The sequence below is a fragment of the Streptomyces sp. BK340 genome (assembly GCF_007827595.1).
Classification (GTDB): Bacteria; Actinomycetota; Actinomycetes; order Streptomycetales; family Streptomycetaceae; genus Streptomyces.
The window spans coordinates 110,483-128,265 of the sequence record NZ_VISR01000018.1; the positions used below are offsets into that span (position 1 = coordinate 110,483).

Annotated in this window: 16 protein-coding genes; 8 read left to right on the top strand and 8 right to left on the bottom strand. The window is 71.5% G+C overall.

What is annotated here, in order from left to right:
- Positions 1-90: 90 nt before the first annotated feature.
- The 3 genes from FB157_RS28330 to FB157_RS28340 all read left to right on the top strand — a co-directional run bounded on the left by FB157_RS28330 (position 91) and on the right by FB157_RS28340 (position 1,428).
- Entirely contained in the window at positions 91-912 is an 822-nt protein-coding gene (locus FB157_RS28330) for a helix-turn-helix transcriptional regulator (RefSeq protein ID WP_145883490.1), read from the top strand.
- The gene (locus FB157_RS28335; protein WP_145883491.1) at positions 909-1,091 is read left to right on the top strand and encodes a DUF397 domain-containing protein; all 183 of its coding nucleotides are present in this window, start codon (positions 909-911) and stop codon (positions 1,089-1,091) included. Before FB157_RS28330 ends, FB157_RS28335 begins: the two co-directional genes overlap by 4 nt.
- A gap of 100 nt (positions 1,092-1,191) precedes the next feature.
- Positions 1,192-1,428 (top strand): hypothetical protein, encoded by a 237-nt coding sequence (locus tag FB157_RS28340; RefSeq protein WP_145883492.1) that lies wholly within the window; start codon positions 1,192-1,194, stop codon positions 1,426-1,428.
- Here FB157_RS28340 and FB157_RS28345 read toward each other — a convergent pair.
- Positions 1,395-2,003, bottom strand: a complete 609-nt coding sequence (locus tag FB157_RS28345; protein WP_145883493.1) for an FUSC family protein — start codon at positions 2,001-2,003, stop codon at positions 1,395-1,397. The genes FB157_RS28340 and FB157_RS28345 overlap by 34 nt on opposite strands.
- Here FB157_RS28345 and FB157_RS28350 point away from each other — a divergent pair.
- Positions 1,990-2,442 carry a MarR family winged helix-turn-helix transcriptional regulator gene (locus FB157_RS28350; protein WP_145883494.1) on the top strand — a complete coding sequence of 151 codons (453 nt, stop codon included), beginning with the start codon at positions 1,990-1,992 and terminating at the stop codon, positions 2,440-2,442. The genes FB157_RS28345 and FB157_RS28350 overlap by 14 nt on opposite strands.
- A gap of 5 nt (positions 2,443-2,447) precedes the next feature.
- Here FB157_RS28350 and FB157_RS28355 read toward each other — a convergent pair whose 3' ends face one another.
- The gene (locus tag FB157_RS28355) at positions 2,448-3,815 is read right to left on the bottom strand and encodes a hypothetical protein (RefSeq protein WP_145883495.1); all 1,368 of its coding nucleotides are present in this window, start codon (positions 3,813-3,815) and stop codon (positions 2,448-2,450) included.
- Positions 3,816-3,861: 46 nt separating this feature from the next.
- Positions 3,862-6,873, bottom strand: coding sequence for a CIA30 family protein (locus FB157_RS28360; protein WP_145883496.1), 3,012 nt, complete (start codon positions 6,871-6,873; stop codon positions 3,862-3,864).
- Between the two features lie 114 nt (positions 6,874-6,987).
- Here FB157_RS28360 and FB157_RS28365 point away from each other — a divergent pair, with 114 nt between their 5' ends.
- The 3 genes from FB157_RS28365 to FB157_RS28375 all read left to right on the top strand — a co-directional run bounded on the left by FB157_RS28365 (position 6,988) and on the right by FB157_RS28375 (position 10,119).
- Positions 6,988-8,853: a ricin-type beta-trefoil lectin domain protein gene (locus FB157_RS28365; RefSeq protein WP_145883497.1), complete on the top strand. Its 1,866-nt coding sequence runs from the start codon at positions 6,988-6,990 to the stop codon at positions 8,851-8,853.
- A gap of 36 nt (positions 8,854-8,889) precedes the next feature.
- Positions 8,890-9,396, top strand: a complete 507-nt coding sequence (locus tag FB157_RS28370) for a hypothetical protein (RefSeq protein ID WP_261386587.1) — start codon at positions 8,890-8,892, stop codon at positions 9,394-9,396.
- Positions 9,397-9,495: 99 nt separating this feature from the next.
- A complete protein-coding gene (locus FB157_RS28375; RefSeq protein ID WP_145883498.1) occupies positions 9,496-10,119 on the top strand; it encodes a GPP34 family phosphoprotein in 624 nt (207 codons plus the stop codon).
- Positions 10,120-10,125: 6 nt separating this feature from the next.
- On the opposite strand, the gene cimA is transcribed toward FB157_RS28375, so the two are convergent.
- The 5 genes from cimA to ureA form a co-directional block, all read right to left on the bottom strand.
- On the bottom strand, positions 10,126-11,736 hold the full coding sequence (cimA, locus tag FB157_RS28380; protein WP_145883499.1) for a citramalate synthase: 1,611 nt from the start codon (positions 11,734-11,736) through the stop codon (positions 10,126-10,128).
- Positions 11,737-12,036: 300 nt separating this feature from the next.
- Positions 12,037-12,648, bottom strand: coding sequence for a TetR/AcrR family transcriptional regulator (locus FB157_RS28390; RefSeq protein ID WP_145883501.1), 612 nt, complete (start codon positions 12,646-12,648; stop codon positions 12,037-12,039).
- 18 nt (positions 12,649-12,666) lie between these two features.
- On the bottom strand, positions 12,667-13,746 hold the full coding sequence (locus FB157_RS28395) for an agmatine/peptidylarginine deiminase (RefSeq protein ID WP_145883502.1): 1,080 nt from the start codon (positions 13,744-13,746) through the stop codon (positions 12,667-12,669).
- An 11-nt stretch (positions 13,747-13,757) separates the two neighbouring features.
- Complete coding sequence (locus tag FB157_RS28400; RefSeq protein ID WP_145883503.1) at positions 13,758-15,482, bottom strand: urease subunit alpha; 1,725 nt, start codon at positions 15,480-15,482, stop codon at positions 13,758-13,760.
- Positions 15,479-16,174, bottom strand: coding sequence for an urease subunit gamma (ureA, locus tag FB157_RS28405; RefSeq protein WP_145883504.1), 696 nt, complete (start codon positions 16,172-16,174; stop codon positions 15,479-15,481). The genes FB157_RS28400 and ureA overlap by 4 nt, the downstream gene beginning before the upstream one ends.
- A gap of 147 nt (positions 16,175-16,321) precedes the next feature.
- Between ureA and FB157_RS28410 the strand changes: the two genes are divergently transcribed.
- Entirely contained in the window at positions 16,322-17,767 is a 1,446-nt protein-coding gene (locus FB157_RS28410; protein ID WP_145883505.1) for a cytosine permease, read from the top strand.
- Positions 17,768-17,783: the final 16 nt, after the last annotated feature.

The window sequence follows — 17,783 nt, forward strand, 5'->3', positions numbered from 1 at the left end:
ACTACAGTCGTTCAGTGAGTGAAGTCGTAGTCCTGATTACTACGACTCCACTACGAGGACTTCGGGTGCGCACGGGGGAAAGGGACACGCATGCACCTGGCGAAGAAGCCCAAGAAGGTCGGTTCGTGGCAGGCGGTCGGGGCGGTGCTGGCGCACTGCCGGAAACAGGCGAGGTTCACGCAGGAACAGTTCGCCGAGCTGGCGGCCATCCATGTGGACACGGTGGGGTCGATCGAGCAGGGAAGGTTGGCGCTTCAGCCGGATCGGGCACAGCAGTTCGATGAACTTCTGGGGACCGGTGGGGTGTTGGCGGTGCTCGTGGCCAAGCTGCCCATCAGGGAGCGGATTGTTCAGTTCGCTCAGGGTCTCGTCGATCACGAGCAAGAAGCGGTGAGCGTCTACTCGTACCAGACCCAGATGGTGCCGGGACTGCTTCAGACCAAGGAGTACTGTCTCGCCGCCTTCGATTCACGCTATCCCGCACTGGGAAGCGAGACGGCCCAGCAGTGGGTGAACGCCCGCATGGAACGCCAGTTGATCTGGCAGCGCGATCGGCCGCCCGTCGGCCACTTCGTCCTGGAAGAGAGCATCCTGCGGCGCCAGGTCGGCGGCCCTGAGGTCATGCGGGAGCAGGTCCGGCAGATCCTGGAGTACACCGAGCCCGTTCACATGAGCGTGCAGATCATGCCCATGGACCGCATGCCGCACGCGGGACTTGCGGGGCCCATGACACTGCTGGAAACTCCCGAGCACGAGCGGCTGGTCTACCTGGAGGTGCAGCGCGCCAGCTTCCTGGTCGACGACCCCGACGAGGTCAGCGACTATCACCACAAGTATGGAATGCTGCGGTCACAGGCCCTCTCACCCGACGAGAGCGTGCGCCTCTTGAACGGACTGCTTGGAGAGTCATGAACAACGCAGCATTGGCATGGTTCAAGTCCAGCTACAGCAGCAACGAGGGCGGCGACTGTGTCGAGGTCGCCACCCGTCCCTCCGCCATCCACGTCCGCGACTCCAAAACCACGGACGGCCCCATCCTCACCCTCTCCCCCACCACTTGGAGCGAGTTCCTTGACGGCATCGCCCGCTGAAGCCGAATGGGTCCACATAGCCTCGTTCGAGAACCTGCCGGGGCATCCCAACCCGGGCCGGTTCCTGCTCGGTTGACTGCGTGAGCGCGGCATCGACTGGATGCCGTTCGCGCAGGAGGAGATACGGGTCGACCTCATGTGCCGCATGGACGAGGACGGGCACTGGCACGGCACGCACGGTGTGAACGTGGACGCCGGGGCACTGTGGCGGCTCGGGCTGCATCCCGCTCAGCCGACCTCCGTCGTCGACGGGCCCTCCCCGCCCGCCTGGTGGCACGCCGCCGGTGAGCGTTACGCGTCCCGTCAGGCCGTGCGCCGACGCCACGGCTTCCGCTGAACCGGCAGCAGGAACCAGGACGCCCCGACGGACAGCACCGCGCCGACGGCGATCGCGGCCAGACGCGTGGGCAGCAGGCTCTGCGCGTCCTGGCCGAAGCAGCCGAGGAGCAGGGAGAGGGCCGTGGTCATTCCCGCCGCCCAGCAGGCGTAGGCGAGTGGGCGCAGCCACAGGGCCAGGGCCAGTACGGCGAACAGCACGACCATCGCCGTGTGACCCGTGATGCCGGCCGCCGCCACGCCCGTGGCGAGCAGGGTGCCGGCGCAGGCACCCAGGAAGCGCTCGACTCCCTTGCGCAGCACGTCGGTCCGGCCCCGGTTGCCGCTTGGGACGACGTGCGCCGTCAGGACCAGCCACGGCCAGTGGTCGTCGTGGAGCAGCCGGCCGAGCGCGAAGGACGCGGCCACCCCCGCCGCCATCTGTACGGCCATCCGGGTACTGGGGCGAGGGCGCAGCCGGGAGGGCCGGTGCGGGATGTCCGGAGCGGCCTCGGCCGGCCAGGGGCCGTACCGGTCGGCGGCCGTCTGCACCAGCCACACGCTCGCCCACGCCAGTACGCCGATGAGCGCCGTCACGGATCACCTTTCCGAGGCCGCCGTCCTCCGGCGTGCCGTCGTCCGGCTGAACCGGCGGCTCCGGCAGGAACGCGGGGACGGCGGCCTCAGCCCCAACCGGCTCGCGGTGCTCGGGCACCTGCACCGGCGCGGGTCGGCCACGCCCGGCGAGATCGCGGCGGAGGAGCGGCAGCGGCCGCAGTCGCTCACCCGGGTCTTCGCCGAACTGGAGGCCGATGGGCTGATCGCGCGGGAGACGGGCACGGCCGACCGGCGTCAGGCCGTGCTCACGCTCACCGACCCGGGGCGGCGGGCGCTGGAGCGGGACATGGCCGAGCGGGACGCCTGGCTGGCCGAGGCGCTCGGGGCGCTGGGCGAGACGGAGCGCGGGGTGCTGGCGCTGGCCGCGACGGTGATGGACCGGCTGGGCACGATGGACGTGTCCGCGCGGCACGGCTGACGCGCTCAGAAGCCCCCGCCGAAGTCCCCTCCCCCGCCCCCTCCACCGTCGAAGCCCCCGCCGTCGCCGAAGCCGCCGCCGAAGTCGCCGGGGTCGAAGTCCGCGCCGGACACGTCGCCGCCTTCGTAGCCGCCGCCGAAGTCCGCGCCGCCGAAGTCGCCGTACCCGGTGCCGTAGTCGGCCGCGTACGACGGTGTGGCCATCACGCTGCCGAGCAGGGTGCCGACGAGCAGACCGGGGAGGATGCCGCCGCCGAAGTAGCCGCCCGCCCAGGGGCCGTAGGCCGGGCCCGCGTCCCAGTAGGGGCGGCGGCCGTAGTCGGTGTCGACCTCGCGGATCACGGGGTCGCGGCCGTCGGCCAGACGAGTGGCGTCGGCCGCGCAGACCGGGACCTCGCGGGGTGCCCCGCCGGGCGGGGTCCAGGCGGCATCGGTGACCGAGGGGCCGTGCCGCGGGTCGAAGAAGCAGGGCGGACGGCGCTCCGGGAGGGGGCGTCCCTCGCGGCGGGCGGCCAGTTGGGCCAGGGAGAAGCGGCCGTCCTCCAGGGCCTCGGTGACCGCGCGGACGTCCTCTGGTCTTCGGGCGTCGGCCATGTACTGCTTGGCCTTGTCGTAGGCGTCCAGGGCCCGTTCGTAGTCGCCGCGCATGGCGTCGTCGGCGCCCGCCTCGGCCGGATGGAAGTCCAGCCGGTCGAGTTCCTCGCCGAAGGCGGTGATGTCCTCGTCGACGACGACCCGCAGGCGGTCCAGGGCGGCCCGCTGCTCCTCGGCGCGGCGGCGGCGGTTGCGGCGGACCAGGGCGAAGGCGCCCGCGCCGCCGGCCACCAGGACCGCGGCCGTGGTGACCAGTGCCGTGGTGGACACCCCGCCGCTCCTGCCGGAGGAGCCCCAGGACGCCGGGGCGTGGCCGCCCATGTTGGCCAGGGCACGGTCGGTGAAGTCGGTGAGCTGGGTCCTGGCGTCCTCGCCCTGGACGCTGGCGACGAGGTTCTGCACGGCGCTGCGCGGGAGCACCGAGGAGTCGGCGCGGGCGTCGAAGCGGTCGCCGAGACGGATGGCGTACAGGCCCGTGACACCGGTGGCGGTGCGCAGGCCGGAGAAGAGGTTCCGAGTGGGGTAGCCGGCCGGCAGGACCGCGATGAACAGGGGTTTGTTCGCGCCCTTGATCTGTTTGGCGAGTGCGCCTGCGTCGGTGGCGGACAGCTGGGCGGAGGCCGCCGGGTCGACGTAGACCGGGCTCTTGCGGAGGGCCTCGGCGATGGTGTTGATGCTGGTGGCCGCCATCGCGCCAGGGGTCAGCGCGGTCACGATCACCAGGGTGAGGACGGCCAGCAGCAGCGCTGGGAGGCTTCGGGTCCGCAGGACGGCCTTCATCCTTCGAAGCTACCCGAAGCCTCCCAAAATTGGGCATCCCTCGGGCTCACGCGGCCCGGTACGCCTCCGTCAGCTTCTGCACCGCCTTTCCGTACCTGCCGGTCAGCAGCAGATGGTCCGCGTCGGCGAAGGGCTTCGCCACGGCCTGGGTGATCCGCTGTCCCACCTTCTGCTGCACCAGCAGCCGTGCCCGGGCGACCAGCTCGCGTCCGGTCCGGCCGGCACCCGCCCGCTCGGCCGCCGTCGCCGCGACGGCGAGCGCGCGCAGGGTGGCGGTGCCGCCCTGCGGGACCCGGGTGAGCGTGGTCAGGCCCCAGCCGTAGGGAAACTGCGGGTCGTACGACGTGTCGCCGACGTTGATCGGCAGCTGGGACTCGGACCTGGGCCAGGTGACCGGGAGCTGTCCGGTGAAGGGGAGCCTGCCGTAGAGGACGTCGGCGACGCCCTCGCCCTCCGTGCCCGGCAGCCAGGAGGCCACGAGCGCGTCGATCCCGTCGAGCCGGTCACCGATCAGCTGCGGGCGCCCGGAGACGATCAGCACCGCGCACTTCATGGCCGCGCACACCTTGTCCACCGCTGCCCGGTCGGCGGCGGACAGCTGCAGGGAGTGGCCGTTGCCGACGTCGCCGACGCCCTCGGCGTACGGGGTCTCGCCGACGACGACCACGCCGGCGTCGTAGCCGTCGGTCGGTGCGGAGGCGTCCTTGGAGTAGGTGACGTTCCCGCCGGCCTCGCGCATGCCCTGGAGGACGGTCGTGCCCTTGGTGATGTTCCCGGAGGAGCCCTGCCAGGTGAGGGTCCAGCCGCCGGACTGGTTGCCGATGTCGTCGGCGTTGGACCCGGCGACGTACACCTTCTCGCTCTTCTTCAGGGGCAGCAGCCCGCCGGCGTTCTTCAGCAGCACCTGGGACTCGGCGGCGGCCCGGCGGGCCACGGCCCGGTGTTCCGGGGAGCCGATCGCGGCGGCACCGGCGGTGTCGGCGTAGGGGTGCTCGAACAGGCCCAGCCTGAACTTCTGGGTCAGGATGCGGGAGACGGCGTCGTCGATCCGCCGCTCGCTGATCCGGCCTGCCTTCACCTCGTCGATCAGCGTGGCGGTGAAGTCCTTGTACGCGTACGGCACCATCATCATGTCCAGGCCGGCGTCGACCGAGGTGCGGACGTGCGACGCGTAGTCGCCGGGGAGCTGGTCGATGGCGTTCCAGTCGCTGATGACGAAGCCGTCGAAGCCCATGCGGTCCTTGAGCACTCCGTTGATCATGTCGGCCCGGGCGTGCATCTTCACCGGGCCCTGCCCGTCGCCGAGCACGTCCAGGGAGGAGTACGACGGCATGACCGTGCCGACGCCCCGGTCGACGGCGGTCCGGAACGGGGCCAGATGGACGGCTTCCAGCTGCTGCCGGGTGACCTTGGTGACGCCCTGGTCGATCTTGTACGTCCCGGTGGTCGAGGAGCCGTACTCGGTGCCGCCGTCACCGACGAAGTGCTTGGCGGTGGCGAGGACCTTGTCGTTCCGGCTCAGGTCCCTGCCGTTCGCGCGGCCCTGGAGGCCCTGGATGACGGTCTCCATGGACTGGACCAGCGCCGGGTCCTCACCGAAGGACTCGTAGGAACGGCCCCAGCGTTCGTCGCGGCTCACGCACAGGCAGGGTGCGAAGTCCCAGGGGATGCCGGTGGCCCGCACCTCGGCGGCGGTCACCGCGCCCGCCCGCTCGGCGAGCCGGGGGTCACGGGTGGCGCCGATGCCTATGTTGTGCGGCATCACCGTGGCTCCGGACAGGTTGTTGTGGCCGTGGACCGCGTCGACGCCGTAGATCAGCGGGATCTGGAAGCGGGTCGCCCGGGCCCGCAGCTGGAAGGCGTCGATCATCTTCGCCCACGCCCCGGGGGTGTTGGGCGTGGGCGTCGAGCCGCCGCCGGAGAGGAGCGACCCGAGGGCGTACGTCGCGATGTCGCCGCCGCCCCCGACTGCCCCGCGCTCGGCCTGGGTCATCTGGCCGGCCTTCTCCGCCAGGGACATGCGGGACACGAGATCGGCGACGCGCTTGCGGACCGGCAACTTCGCGTCCAGGTACGGCAGTCCGTGGGCGTCGACGACGACCTGCGGCGTCTCGGCGGGTGCCTTGGCGCCGGTCACCGTGAGCTTGAGGGGGACGGTCTCGGCGGGCTCTGCGGACTTGTCCCGGAGGGTGGGCACCTCGATGGTCGTCGAGGTGCCGGAGGCGGTGCCGGCCGGGAAGGTGAGCGTGCCGGAGACCGGGGTGTAGTCCTTGCCGGGCTCGGCGGTGCCGCCGGCGGTCTCGTAGGTGACGCTCACCGGGTCGTCGATCGGCGCGGAGCCGGTGGTGGCGACGGTGACCTTGACGGCCGCCGTGCCGCCCTCCTCGACGGGGTACACGGCGGAGTCCGTGGTGACGCTCGCCCGCAGGGACTGATCGGCCCTGCCGTACAGCTCGACGTCGTCCATGGCGAACCGGCCCTTGACCCCTGGCGGGAGCGTGACGGCGTACCCCCACATCCCGGTCAGCCCGAGGACGTGGTCGATGCCGCCGACGGGCTGGTAGTCCGTGCGGTAGACGAAGTCGGTGAAGGGGATCTCGACCTGTCTCCAGCCGGTCCGGTCGTCGGTGAACGAGGTCGTCCACAGCTCGGAGGCCTCGCCGTTCGCACCGCCGTCCTTGATCTCGAAGGCGATCTTCTTCCCGTTGCCCTGGCCGTCCCACCAGAAACGGATGCCCTTGTGGGCGGACCAGTCGTGGGCGGGTCCGGTCGCGGCGAAGTCGTGGGTGAAGCCGCCGTAGCCGCTGATGTCGTAGCTGCCGGTGAGGACCTCGGCACCTTCGGGGGCGTCGGAGCGGGCGGTCAGTTGCAGGGCCGGCGGGTCGTCCGTGTCGCTCCCCCAGGTGAAGATGCCCTCGGCGGGCTGGGAGGCGAAGGGGACCTCGCCCTCGAAGCGGTCGACGGGGACGGGTGCGGGGTCGGCGGCCGCGTGGGACACGGCCGGCGAGAGCAGAGCTGCGAGCAACGCGGCGGACACGAGCAGGGCGGTTCTTGGCATAGACCATCCTCGACTCTCGTGGTTCACTCAGGACTTAGATCATGCCGTGAGTTAACTAACGGCCCACAGACCCGTCAAGACGTCACGTCAGACATTCGGGAAGGGCGACGCCCCATGAGGAGATCCCCCCGCGCGGTCCGGCTGCTGCTGGCCGGACTGCTCTCCACGGCCGGCCTCACCGCGGCCACCACCTCCGCGCACGCCTCCGGCGAGCAGGTCACGGCCTGGCTCACCACGACCGACGACTCCGCCGGACGGCACGTCGTGCGCGGGCTCCAGGCGCAGACGCCGTTCGCCTTCCAGTCCGGGACCGGCGGCGGCGGTGAGAACATCACCGTCGACGAGAACACCCGCTACCAGACCTTCACCGGCGGCGGAGCGTCCTTCACGGACACCGCGGCCTGGCTGATGAACAGCAGCGGGGCGCTGTCGCAGAGCACGCGGGACGCGACCATGCGCAAGCTGTTCTCGCCGTCGGACGGGATCGGGCTGTCGTTCCTGCGCAATCCGATGGGCGCCTCGGACCTGGCCCGGTACGGCTACACGTACGACGACGTACCGGCCGGCCAGACGGACCCGTCGCTGTCCGAGTTCTCGATCGCGCACGATCTCGCGGACGTCCTCCCGCTGACGAGGCAGGCACTGCAGCTCAACCCCTCCCTGACCGTGATGGCCTCGCCGTGGACCGCGCCGGCCTGGATGAAGGACAGCGGCTCGCTGAGCGGGGGCTGGCTGAAGGCGGAGGACTACGGGGCGTACGCCTCCTACTTCGTGAAGTACCTCCAGGCGTACCGGGACCAGGGAGTCGACGTCTCGTACGTCACCGCGCAGAACGAGCCGACCTGCTGTTCGGGCTACCCGTCGATGAGCTGGAACGCGAGCGGTCTCGCCTACTTCACCAAGACCGAGCTGCTGCCGAAGCTGCAGGCGGCGGGCCTGTCGACGAAGGTGCTGGCGCACGACTGGAACTGGGACGTCTACGACTCCTACGCGGCCCGAACGGTGGACGACGCGGCGGTCCGCAACCACCCCAACTTCGGCGGGATCGCCTGGCACGGCTACGGCGGTGACATCGGCGAGCAGACCTCGGTGCACAACCAGTACCCGACGCTGGACGCCTTCGGCACCGAGCACTCCGGTGGCACCTGGATCGCCGACCAGCAGCGCGAGGACATGTCCGACATCATCGACTACACGCGCAACTGGGCGAAGTCGGTGACCAAGTGGTCGCTCGCGGTGGACCAGAACATGGGTCCGCACAACGGGGGTTGCGGCACCTGCACCGGTCTGGTCACCGTGCACAACGGGGACGGCGCGAGCGGGACGGTCGACTACACGGTCGAGTACTACGACATGGGCCACCTGACGAAGTTCGTCCGCCCGGGCGCCCAGCGGATCGCGTCCACGGCGTCGACCGCGGTGCCGAACGTGGCGTGGCGCAACCCTGACGGCAGCAAGGCGCTGATCGCGTACAACGACGCCTCCTCCGCCCGGACCGTGACGATCGACTGGGGCTCCCAGCACGCCACTTACTCGCTCCCGGGCCACACCTCGGCGACCTTCACCTGGTCCGGCACCCAGTCGGGCGGCGGCGGCCGGTCGGGGGCCTTCGTGGGTCTGGCCGGCAAGTGCCTCGACGTGGCGGGCGGTTCCAGCGCCGACGGCACGGCCGTCCAGCTCTACGACTGCAACGGCAGCGGCGCGCAGCAGTGGACCGTGCAGACCGACGGTTCGGTCCGGGCGCTCGGCAAGTGTCTTGACGTGACCTCGGGTTCGGCGGCGGACGGGGCCAAGGTGCAGTTGTACGACTGCAACGGAACCGGTGCCCAGCAGTGGTCGTACAACCCCTCCACCGGTGATGTGGTGAACACGGCGGCGAACAAGTGCCTGGACGTGACGGACGACTCGTCGGCGAACGGGGCGAGGGCGCAGATCTGGTCGTGCACCGGGGCCGCCAACCAGAAGTGGCACTTGCAGTAGGGCGGGTCGCGTCCCGCCCTCGGAGGGGGGCGGGACGTGAGACGCGGGGACGTACTGAGGCGACGGGCGGCCGGCGTTTTCGGTGTCGTGGGCGGGGTGCTTGTGCTCAGCGGCTGCGCGGCGGTCGATCTGCCGCTCGCCGGGGTGCGGGTCGGGGCGGACGGGGTGGCGTACGCGCTGTTCCGGCCGTGTGGTGACGACGGCTATCAGGGGCCCTACCTCGACGGGCGGGCACGGGGAGGCGGTGCGGGGCCCGTCACCACCGGGTGGGACGTGCGGAAGGAGGGGCTGCACGGGGCTGCCGAGTTCCCCCTGTTCGCACCGCCCGGGCGCTGGAAGGCGCGGCACCGCGGCGCGCAGCGGCTCCTGCCCGGCCATCGGTACGTGCTGGGCTTCGGGCACTACGTGACCGGCGACTCGTACAACGCGATCGTGACCTTCACCGGAGAGCGGATCGAGCGGCTCGGGCCCGGGCAGGTCTGGGCCGACGGCCGGGCCATGAGCCCGGGGGCGTTCGAGAGACTCGCCCGGGACTCGTGCTGAGGAGCGGGCGCCCAGCGGGTGGGGGACGATGAAGACGGGCGGGGAGCCGGACCCGATCGTCCCGGGGCCACGCCTGACGTTTCCGACCTGGAGGACGGCATGAGCACAGCGCGGGACCTGTTGATCGTCGCTCTGGACGTCCCGTCCGGCCGGCCCGTCGAACAGGGGGACCTCTCGCTCGCCCTGGCGGGAGCCGAGCTGGTCGATCTGATCGACGCCGAGGCCGTCACCCTGGACGACGTGCGCATCGTGCCCGGCCTGCAGCCGGCCACGGGTGACCGGCTGCTGGACGCGGCGGAGGCCGCGCTCACCCGGCAGACGCCGTACGAGTCCGTGGAGGACTGGCTGTGGCGCCGCGGGCGCGGTCTGGCCGCCGCCTACGCGGACGATCTGCAGGGGCGGGGGCGGCCGGCCGCCGGGGCCCGGCACCACTGGCTGCCCTGGCGGAGCGGGGACGACACACCGTCCGGCGCCCCGGCCGACTCGCCGGAGCGACGGCACGCCTCCGACCGCTGGACCTCCCGCGAGCCCGTCCTCGTCGGTCTCGCGGCCGCCCTGGGGATCCCCGAGGGCGCGCCGGAACAGGCTCCGGAGGACCTGCCCGGCGACGCGGTGGTGACCGTCCTCGCGGCCGTCAACGACGCGCTGACGGAGCTGGAGGCCGTGCGGCAGCGGCGGCGCATCGAGGAGGACGCCTTCGACAACGTGTGGCGTGCCCCCTGACCCGGGTCACTCCGCCGGCTGGACGCCGGCCCGCAGCAGGCCGTAGGCGCAGGCGTCCTCCAGGGCCTGCCAGGAGGCGGCGATGACGTTGTCCGCCACGCCGACCGTGGACCACTCGCCCGTGCCGTCGGAGGTGGAGATCAACACGCGGGTGGTGGAGGACGTGCCGTGCTTGCCCTCCAGGATGCGGACCTTGTAGTCCACCAGCTCCAGCTTGGCGAGCTGCGGGTAGATCTTCTCCAGGGCGACGCGCAGCGCCCGGTCCAGGGCGTTGACCGGGCCGTTGCCCTCCGCGGTGGCGACGATCCGCTCGCTCTTGGCCCACAGCTTGACCGTGGCCTCGTTGGCGTGGGTGCCGTCGGGGCGGTCCTCGACGATGGCCCGCCAGGACTCGACGTCGAAGTACTTCAGGGGCCTGCCCTCGACCTCGGCGCGCAGCAGCAGCTCGAAGGAGGCGTCCGCGGCCTCGTAGGTGTAGCCCTTGAGCTCGCGCTCCTTGACCCGCTCGACCACCCGGCCGACCAGTTCACGGTCGCCGCCCAGGTCGATGCCGAGCTCCTTGCCCTTCAGCTCGATGGAGGCGCGGCCCGCCATGTCGGAGACCAGCATCCGCATCGTGTTGCCGACCTGCTCGGGGTCGATGTGCTGGTACAGGTCCGGGTCGACCTTGATCGCGGAGGCGTGCAGGCCCGCCTTGTGCGCGAAGGCGGAGACGCCGACGTAGGGCTGGTGGGTCGACGGGGTGAGGTTCACGACCTCGGCGATGGCGTGCGAGATGCGCGTCATCTCGCGCAGGTGGCCGTCGGGCAGCACCTTCTTGCCGTACTTCAGCTCCAGGGCCGCGACCACCGGGAAGAGGTTGGCGTTGCCGACGCGCTCGCCGTAGCCGTTGGCCGTGCACTGGACGTGGGTCGCGCCGGCGTCCACCGCGGCCAGGGTGTTGGCGACGGCGCAGCCGGTGTCGTCCTGGGCGTGGATGCCGAGCCGGGCGCCGGTGTCGGCGAGGACCGTGGCGACGACCGCCTGGACCTGGGCGGGGAGCATGCCGCCGTTGGTGTCGCAGAGGATGACGACGTCGGCTCCGGCCTCCGACGCGGTGCGTACGACCGCCTTCGCGTACTCCGGGTTCGCGCGGTAGCCGTCGAAGAAGTGCTCGCAGTCGACGAACACCCGGCGGCCCTGCTCACGCAGGTAGGACACGGTGTCCCGGACCATCTCCAGGTTCTCGTCCAGCGTGGTGCGCAGCGCCAGCTCCACGTGCCGGTCGTGCGACTTGGCGACCAGCGTGATCACCGGGGCACCCGAGTCGAGGAGCGCGTTGACCTGCGGGTCGTCGGCGGCCCTGGCACCGGCGCGGCGGGTGGCGCCGAAGGCGACCAGCTGGGCGTGCCGGAAGTCGATCTCCTGCCGGGCGCGGGCGAAGAACTCGGTGTCCCGCGGGTTCGCGCCGGGCCAGCCGCCCTCGATGAAGCCCACGCCGAAGTCGTCCAGGTGCCGTGCGATGGCGAGCTTGTCCGCGACGGTGAGGTTGATGCCCTCGCGCTGCGCGCCGTCGCGCAGCGTGGTGTCGAAGACGTGGAACGAGTCGTCGAGCTCGCTGGTTGCCGTCTCGGTCATGGTCTCAAGGCTCCTGATTGTGGATCTTCGGTCTTACCGGAATGACCGGCTCCACCGTCCCCCCAATAGTCCCTCGCGCTCCGCTCCCGGCTGAAGGTGGGCCGGAAAACCAAAAAACCCCTCGCGGGTGCGAGAGGTCTGCGCGCGGGTCGAGGACGACGGTGGCCACCCGTACCTGGTCGTACGTGGTGGTCACAGCGGACCGGCGCGCCTGCTGCCAATAATCATGGCGAACGAGAGCACGGAGGAAGTCTGGCACAGCCCCGCCCCCGGCTCACGGACCGTCTCAGGATGCGGTCGTCAGGTGTCCGGCGTGAGGAGTGTCTCCGCGAGGAACTCCCGCACATGGGAGATCACTTGTTCCCGTCCCGTGCCGCGCAGACCGATGGCGACATGGATGGAGAAGCCGTCCAGCAGGGCGCGCAGCCGGGCGGCGAAGCGGTCGGCGTCGACCGGGCGGAACTCGCCGCGCGAGACGCCCTCGGCGAGCAGCGCGACCAGGTCGCGGTGCCAGGCGCCCTCGATGGCGGCCTGCCGCTCGCGGGCGTCGTCATCGGCGTTCTGCGAGCGGTTCCAGACCTCCAGCCAGAGCGTCCAGTGCGGGTCGCGGTGGCCGTCGGGGACGTACAGCTCGACGTACGCCTCCAGGCGCTCCCGGGCGGTGCCGGGGCGGGTGAGCAGGCGGCTGCGCTCGGCGCCGAGCCTGCCCTCGCTCCACTCCAGGGTCCGCAGCAGCAGCTCGTCCTTGGAGCGGAAGTAGTACAGCAGATGGCCGCTGCTCATCCCGACCTCACGGCCGAGCCCCGCCATGGTGAGCTTCTCCAGACCGCGCTCGGCGATCATGTCCATGGCGGCGACGAGAACCTCCTCGCGCGGCGGCGCGTTCCTGCGCGCACGGGCCGCACCGGCCATCTGCTGCTCCTGTGTGTGTCAGACCTTCGGCTGCTGCTGGGTGATGCAGTGGATGCCACCACCACCGGAGAAGATCGTACGGGCGTCCACCAGGGTGACCGTCCGCTCGGGGAAGAGACGGCGGAAGATCCCGGCTGCGATCTCGTCGCGCGGGTCGTCGAAGCCGCACAGCACGACCCCGCCGTTGCAGAGGTAGTGGTTGATGTAGGAGTAGTCGGCCCAGTGGCCGTCGGCCTCCAGGGCGGTCGGGGCGGGCACCTCGACCACCTCCAGCCTGCGGCCGCGCGCGTCGGTCGCCGACTTCAGGAGGCCGATGACCTCCTTGGTGACCTCGTGGTCGGGGTGGGCCGGGTCCGGCTGGTGGTGGGCGACGACGACACCGGGGCGGGCGAAGGCCGCGACGATGTCGACGTGGCCGAGGGTGCCGAAGCCGGGATGGGGGTACCCCCTGGTCGAGCGAAGCCGAGAGCTTGGGGGAGGGTAGTCGCCGGTCAGGCCGCGGGGCAGCCAGATCGCCTTGCTGGTGCCGAGGTGGGCGTGGATCTCCGCCTCGACCTGCTCCTTCGTCCAGTCCGGGTTGCGCTCGGGGCCGAGCTGCACGGTCTCGGTGAGCAGCACGGTGCCCTCGCCGTCGACATGGATCGCGCCGCCCTCGTTGACCAGCTTCGAGGCGTACGTCTTCGCGCCCGCGAGGTCCGAGACGTACGCGCCGATCTTCGAGTCGTGCTCCCAACGGGCCCAGTCCTGGGCGCCCCAGCCATTGAACGTCCAGTCCACGGCGGCCAGTTCGCCCTTGCCGTTGGTGAGGAAGGTGGGGCCGATGTCCCGCATCCAGGCGTCGTCCAGTTCGCGCTCGACCGTGTCGACGCCGGGGCCGAGCAGCACGCGCGCTTCCGCCGCCTCGCCGGGGCCGCACACGACCGTCACCGGCTCGAAGCGGAGGACGGTGCGGGCCACCGCGGCCCAGGCCATGCGGGAGAGACGGAGGTCGTCCGGGTCGTCGAAGGTGGGGTTGGGGCCCGGCCACGCCATCCAGGTGCGCTCGTGCGGGGTCCACTCGGCGGGCATGCGGAAACCGTCGGCTGCGGGGGTGGTCATGTCGCGGGTCCTTACAGGAAGTAGAGGCGGTTGAGGGAGACGGAGTCGGCGGGCTCGGAGCGCAGCGGGTCGCCGTCGAGGGTGACCAGGCCGGTGCGCCGGTCGACGTCGACCGCTCCGATGCGGGCGTTCAGCCGCAGGTCGGCGGGGCCGATGCCCCGGGTGCCCCGTACGGCGACCCGGCGGCGCCGGGTGGGCATCCGGTCGTTGCCCTGGTCGAGGGCGGCCTGTGCGACGAACGCGACCGAGATGTCCGCAGGGGTACCGCCGTGCGCACCGAACTGCGGGCCCAGGACGAGGGGTTCGCAGGTGTCGGTGGCCGCGTTGGGGTCGCCGACCACGCCGTACGCCGGGAAGCCGGACTTGAGGACCAGCTGCGGCTTGGCGCCGAAGTACTCCGGGCGCCACAGCACGATGTCGGCGAGCTTGCCGACCTCGATCGAGCCGACCTCGTGGGAGAGGCCGTGCGCGATGGCGGGGTTGATGGTGAGCTTGGCCAGGTAGCGCAGGACGCGGGCGTTGTCGTCGCCCTCGCCGTCGCCCTCCAGCGGGCCCAGCTCGGCCTTCATCTTCCCGGCCATGGCGAAGGTACGGCGGACCGTCTCCCCCGCGCGGCCCATGCCCTGCGCGTCGGACGAGGTGATGCCGATCGCGCCCAGGTCGTGCAGCACGTCCTCGGCGCCCATCGTGCCGGCCCGGATGCGGTCGCGGGCCATGGCGGCGTCGCCGGGCAGGTCGGTCTTCAGGTCGTGGACGGAGACGATCATGCCGTAGTGCTCGGCGACCGCGTCCCGGCCGAAGGGCAGGGTCGGATTGGTGGAGGAGCCGATGACGTTCGGGACGCCGGCCATCTTCAGGACGTTGGGCACGTGTCCGCCGCCGCAGCCCTCGATGTGGAAGGCGTGGATGGTCCGGCCCTCCAGCACCTTCAGGGTGTCCTCCACCGACAGGCACTCGTTCAGCCCGTCACTGTGCAGGGCGACCTGGACGTCGTGCTCCTCGGCGACCCGCAGGGCCGTGTCGAGCGCGCGGGTGTGGGCGCCCATGTCCTCGTGCACCTTGAAACCGGAGGCACCGCCCTCGGCGAGGGCCTCGACCAGCGGAGCGCCGTGCGAGGACGAACCCCGGCCCAGGAAGCCGATGTTGACCGGCCAGGCGTCGAAGGCGTTGAAGGCGTGCTTGAGCGCCCAGGGCGAATTGACGCCGACGCCCCACACCGGGCCGAACTCCTGGCCGATGACCGTGGTCACGCCGGAGGCGAGGGAGGCCTCCATGATCCGCGGCGACAGCAGGTGGACATGGGTGTCGACGGCACCGGCGGTGGCGATGAGCCCCTCGCCGGACACGATGGACGTACCCGTGCCGACGACGACGTCGACCCCGTCGAGGGTGTCCGGGTTGCCGGCCCGCCCGATCCCGCAGATACGGCCCTCGCGGATGCCGATGGACACCTTGCGGATGCCCTGCGCCGCGTCGATCACGACGACGTTGCTGATCACGACGTCGCAGGTCTCGCGGACGGCGGCGGCCTTCAGGTGCAGCCCGTCGCGGGCGGTCTTGCCGAAGCCGGCGAGGAACTCGTCGCCGTACTTCTGCGAGTCGGACTCGACCCGGATCACCAGGCCCGAGTCGCCGAGCCGGACACGGTCACCGGCGCGGGGGCCGTGGGTGGCCGCGTAGGCGTGCGGGTCGATGTGGATCGACTCGTCGATCTCGCGTCCCTTCGAGCGGCTCATCGCTCGCCTCCTTCCGGCGCGACTCCCAGATAGCCGCAGGCAGCGGCCCTGCGCAGGGCTTCTTCCCTGGCTCCGGGCGCGTCCAGCGGCCCGTCGACCAGACCGGCGAAGCCGATCGCGATCCGCTCGCCGCCGATCGGGACCAGCCCGACCTCGGCGCTCTCCCCGGGCCCGAACCGCACGGAGGACCCGGCGGGCACGGCGAGCCGCATGCCGTAGGCCCGCTCGCGTACGAAGTCCAGCCGCGGGTTGGCCTCGAAGAAGTGGAAGTGGGAGGTGACGGAGACCGGCACGGTCGCGGTGTTGGTGACCGTCAGCCGGACGGCGGGCTCGGGCTCCGCGTGCAGGGGGCCCGGCAGCAGCGCGCCCGGACCCTCGGCTCCGGCACCGTTGCCGATCGGGTCGGAGACCACCGCGAGCCGGGAGCCGTCGTCGAAGACGGCTTCGACCATCACCTCGGTGACGACGTCGGCGACGCCCGGCAGCACGTCCTCGGGACCGAGGACCGACCGGGCGGCCTCGATGGCCTCAGCGAGCCGCCTGCCGTCCCGCGCGGCTTCGCAGACGGTGTCCGCGATCAGCGCGGTGGCCTCCGGCACGTTGAGCCTGAGACCCCGTGCCCGGCGGGCCCGGGCCAGCTCCGCGGCTCCGAAGAGCAGCAGCCGGTCACGTTCCGTGGGGGTCAGTCTCACGACGCGGCACCTCCTTGCCATCCACATGTTTGAGCAACACTCTAAACACACTATTCAGGAAACTGAAGCATTGACCGGCGGCCACTGTTCACGTCACATTGAACGTCGCTCAAACCCAAAGAGGCGGCAGTCGAAGGAGACCCAGCCATGCCGATCGAACAGCACGGAGTCGACACCATCCCGGACGAGGAACGGACCAGCGGTCCACGGGACCTGGTCTCGATCCTGCTCGGGTCCAACCTCTGCCTCGGAGTGATCATCTTCGGCTGGCTGCCGCCGTCCTTCGGGCTCGGCTGGTGGGCGTCGGTGAGCTCGGTGGTGGCGGGCACGGTGATCGGCACGGTGTTCACGGCCCCGCTGGCGCTGGTCTCCCTGCGCACCGCGACCAACCTCTCGACCTCCTCCGGCGCCCAGTTCGGTGTGCGCGGCCGGCTGGTCGGCTCGGTCGTCGGCCTGCTGCTGGCCCTCGGCTACACCGCCCTGACCGTGTGGATCGGCGGCGACGTGATGGTGAGCGTGCTCGGCAGGCTGTTCGGGCTGCCCGCGGACGGGGCGTCGTACGCCGTCGTCTACGCGGTGCTCGCCGCGGCCACGGTCGCGGGCGCGGTCTACGGCTACCGGGTGCTGCTCGCCATGTCCCGGGTGCTGGCCTTCGGCATGACCGCCCTGCTGGCCCTCGGGATCTTCGCCTACGCCCCGCACTTCACGACCACGGCCCTGCCCGGGGCGGGCGGCTATCTGCTGGGCTCCTTCTGGCCGACCTGGCTCCTGGCGGCCGTCGCGGCGGGCCTGTCCGGACCGATCGCCTTCATCACCCTGCTTGGCGACTACACGCGCTACATCTCCCCGGTCCGCCACTCCGGCCGCCGCGTCCTGCACGCCACCTGGCTCGGCCTGATCCTGGGGCTCCTGGTGCCCCAGCTGTTCGGCACCTTCACGGCGTACGCGGCCCGCGCGGCCACCGACTACGCCGGGCCCCTGGTGTCCGCCTCTCCCACCTGGTACCTGGTCCCGCTGCTGCTGTCCGCCTCCGCGGGCTCGGTCGGCAACGCGGGCCTGATGCTGTACTCGATGGGCCTCGACCTGGACGCGATCCTGCCCCGCGCCTCCCGTGCCCGCGCCACCTACACGGTCGCCGTCGTGGCCACGGCCTGTGTCTTCGTCGGCCACTACGCCTGGAACGCGCAGTCGGCGATGACGTCCTTCGTCCTGCTGCTCACCGCCATCGGCACCCCGTGGGCGGTCATCACCCTGATCGGCTTCGTCCGCTGCCGCGGCGTGTACGACGCCGACGCCCTGCAGGTCTTCAACCGCCGCTCGCGGGGCGGTATCTACTGGTACCGGGCCGGCTGGAACGTCCGGGCCGCCGTGTCCTGGGCGGCCGGCGCGGCGGTCGGCCTGCTCGCGGTGTCCCTGCCGTCGTACGAGGGCCCGCTGCTGCGGCTCACCGGCGGGGTGGACTGCAGCTTCCTGCTGTCGGGCGCGGTCGGCGGACTGGTGTACCTGCTGCTGACGTCCCGCCCGGAACACAAGGGGGCCGCCGCGGACATCGTGGAGTCCACGGCGGCCCTGAGCACGTCCGCAAGGAGCTGAGCGTCAGCGCCCCAAA

Excerpts from the sequence above, each read along its gene's own strand:
- FB157_RS28390 (WP_145883501.1), bottom strand. The coding sequence starts at position 12,648 with ATGGCCGGTGCGGCCCGTGCGCGCAGGAACGCGCCGCCGCGCGAGGAG.
- FB157_RS28355 (WP_145883495.1), bottom strand. The coding sequence starts at position 3,815 with ATGAAGGCCGTCCTGCGGACCCGAAGCCTCCCAGCGCTGCTGCTGGCC.
- FB157_RS28335 (WP_145883491.1), top strand. The coding sequence starts at position 909 with ATGAACAACGCAGCATTGGCATGGTTCAAGTCCAGCTACAGCAGCAAC.
- FB157_RS28360 (WP_145883496.1), bottom strand. The coding sequence starts at position 6,873 with ATGCCAAGAACCGCCCTGCTCGTGTCCGCCGCGTTGCTCGCAGCTCTG.
- FB157_RS28330 (WP_145883490.1), top strand. The coding sequence starts at position 91 with ATGCACCTGGCGAAGAAGCCCAAGAAGGTCGGTTCGTGGCAGGCGGTC.
- FB157_RS28365 (WP_145883497.1), top strand. The coding sequence starts at position 6,988 with ATGAGGAGATCCCCCCGCGCGGTCCGGCTGCTGCTGGCCGGACTGCTC.
- FB157_RS28395 (WP_145883502.1), bottom strand. The coding sequence starts at position 13,746 with ATGACCACCCCCGCAGCCGACGGTTTCCGCATGCCCGCCGAGTGGACC.
- FB157_RS28340 (WP_145883492.1), top strand. The coding sequence starts at position 1,192 with ATGCCGTTCGCGCAGGAGGAGATACGGGTCGACCTCATGTGCCGCATG.
- FB157_RS28375 (WP_145883498.1), top strand. The coding sequence starts at position 9,496 with ATGAGCACAGCGCGGGACCTGTTGATCGTCGCTCTGGACGTCCCGTCC.
- FB157_RS28400 (WP_145883503.1), bottom strand. The coding sequence starts at position 15,482 with ATGAGCCGCTCGAAGGGACGCGAGATCGACGAGTCGATCCACATCGAC.
- FB157_RS28350 (WP_145883494.1), top strand. The coding sequence starts at position 1,990 with ATGAGCGCCGTCACGGATCACCTTTCCGAGGCCGCCGTCCTCCGGCGT.
- FB157_RS28410 (WP_145883505.1), top strand. The coding sequence starts at position 16,322 with ATGCCGATCGAACAGCACGGAGTCGACACCATCCCGGACGAGGAACGG.
- cimA (WP_145883499.1), bottom strand. The coding sequence starts at position 11,736 with ATGACCGAGACGGCAACCAGCGAGCTCGACGACTCGTTCCACGTCTTC.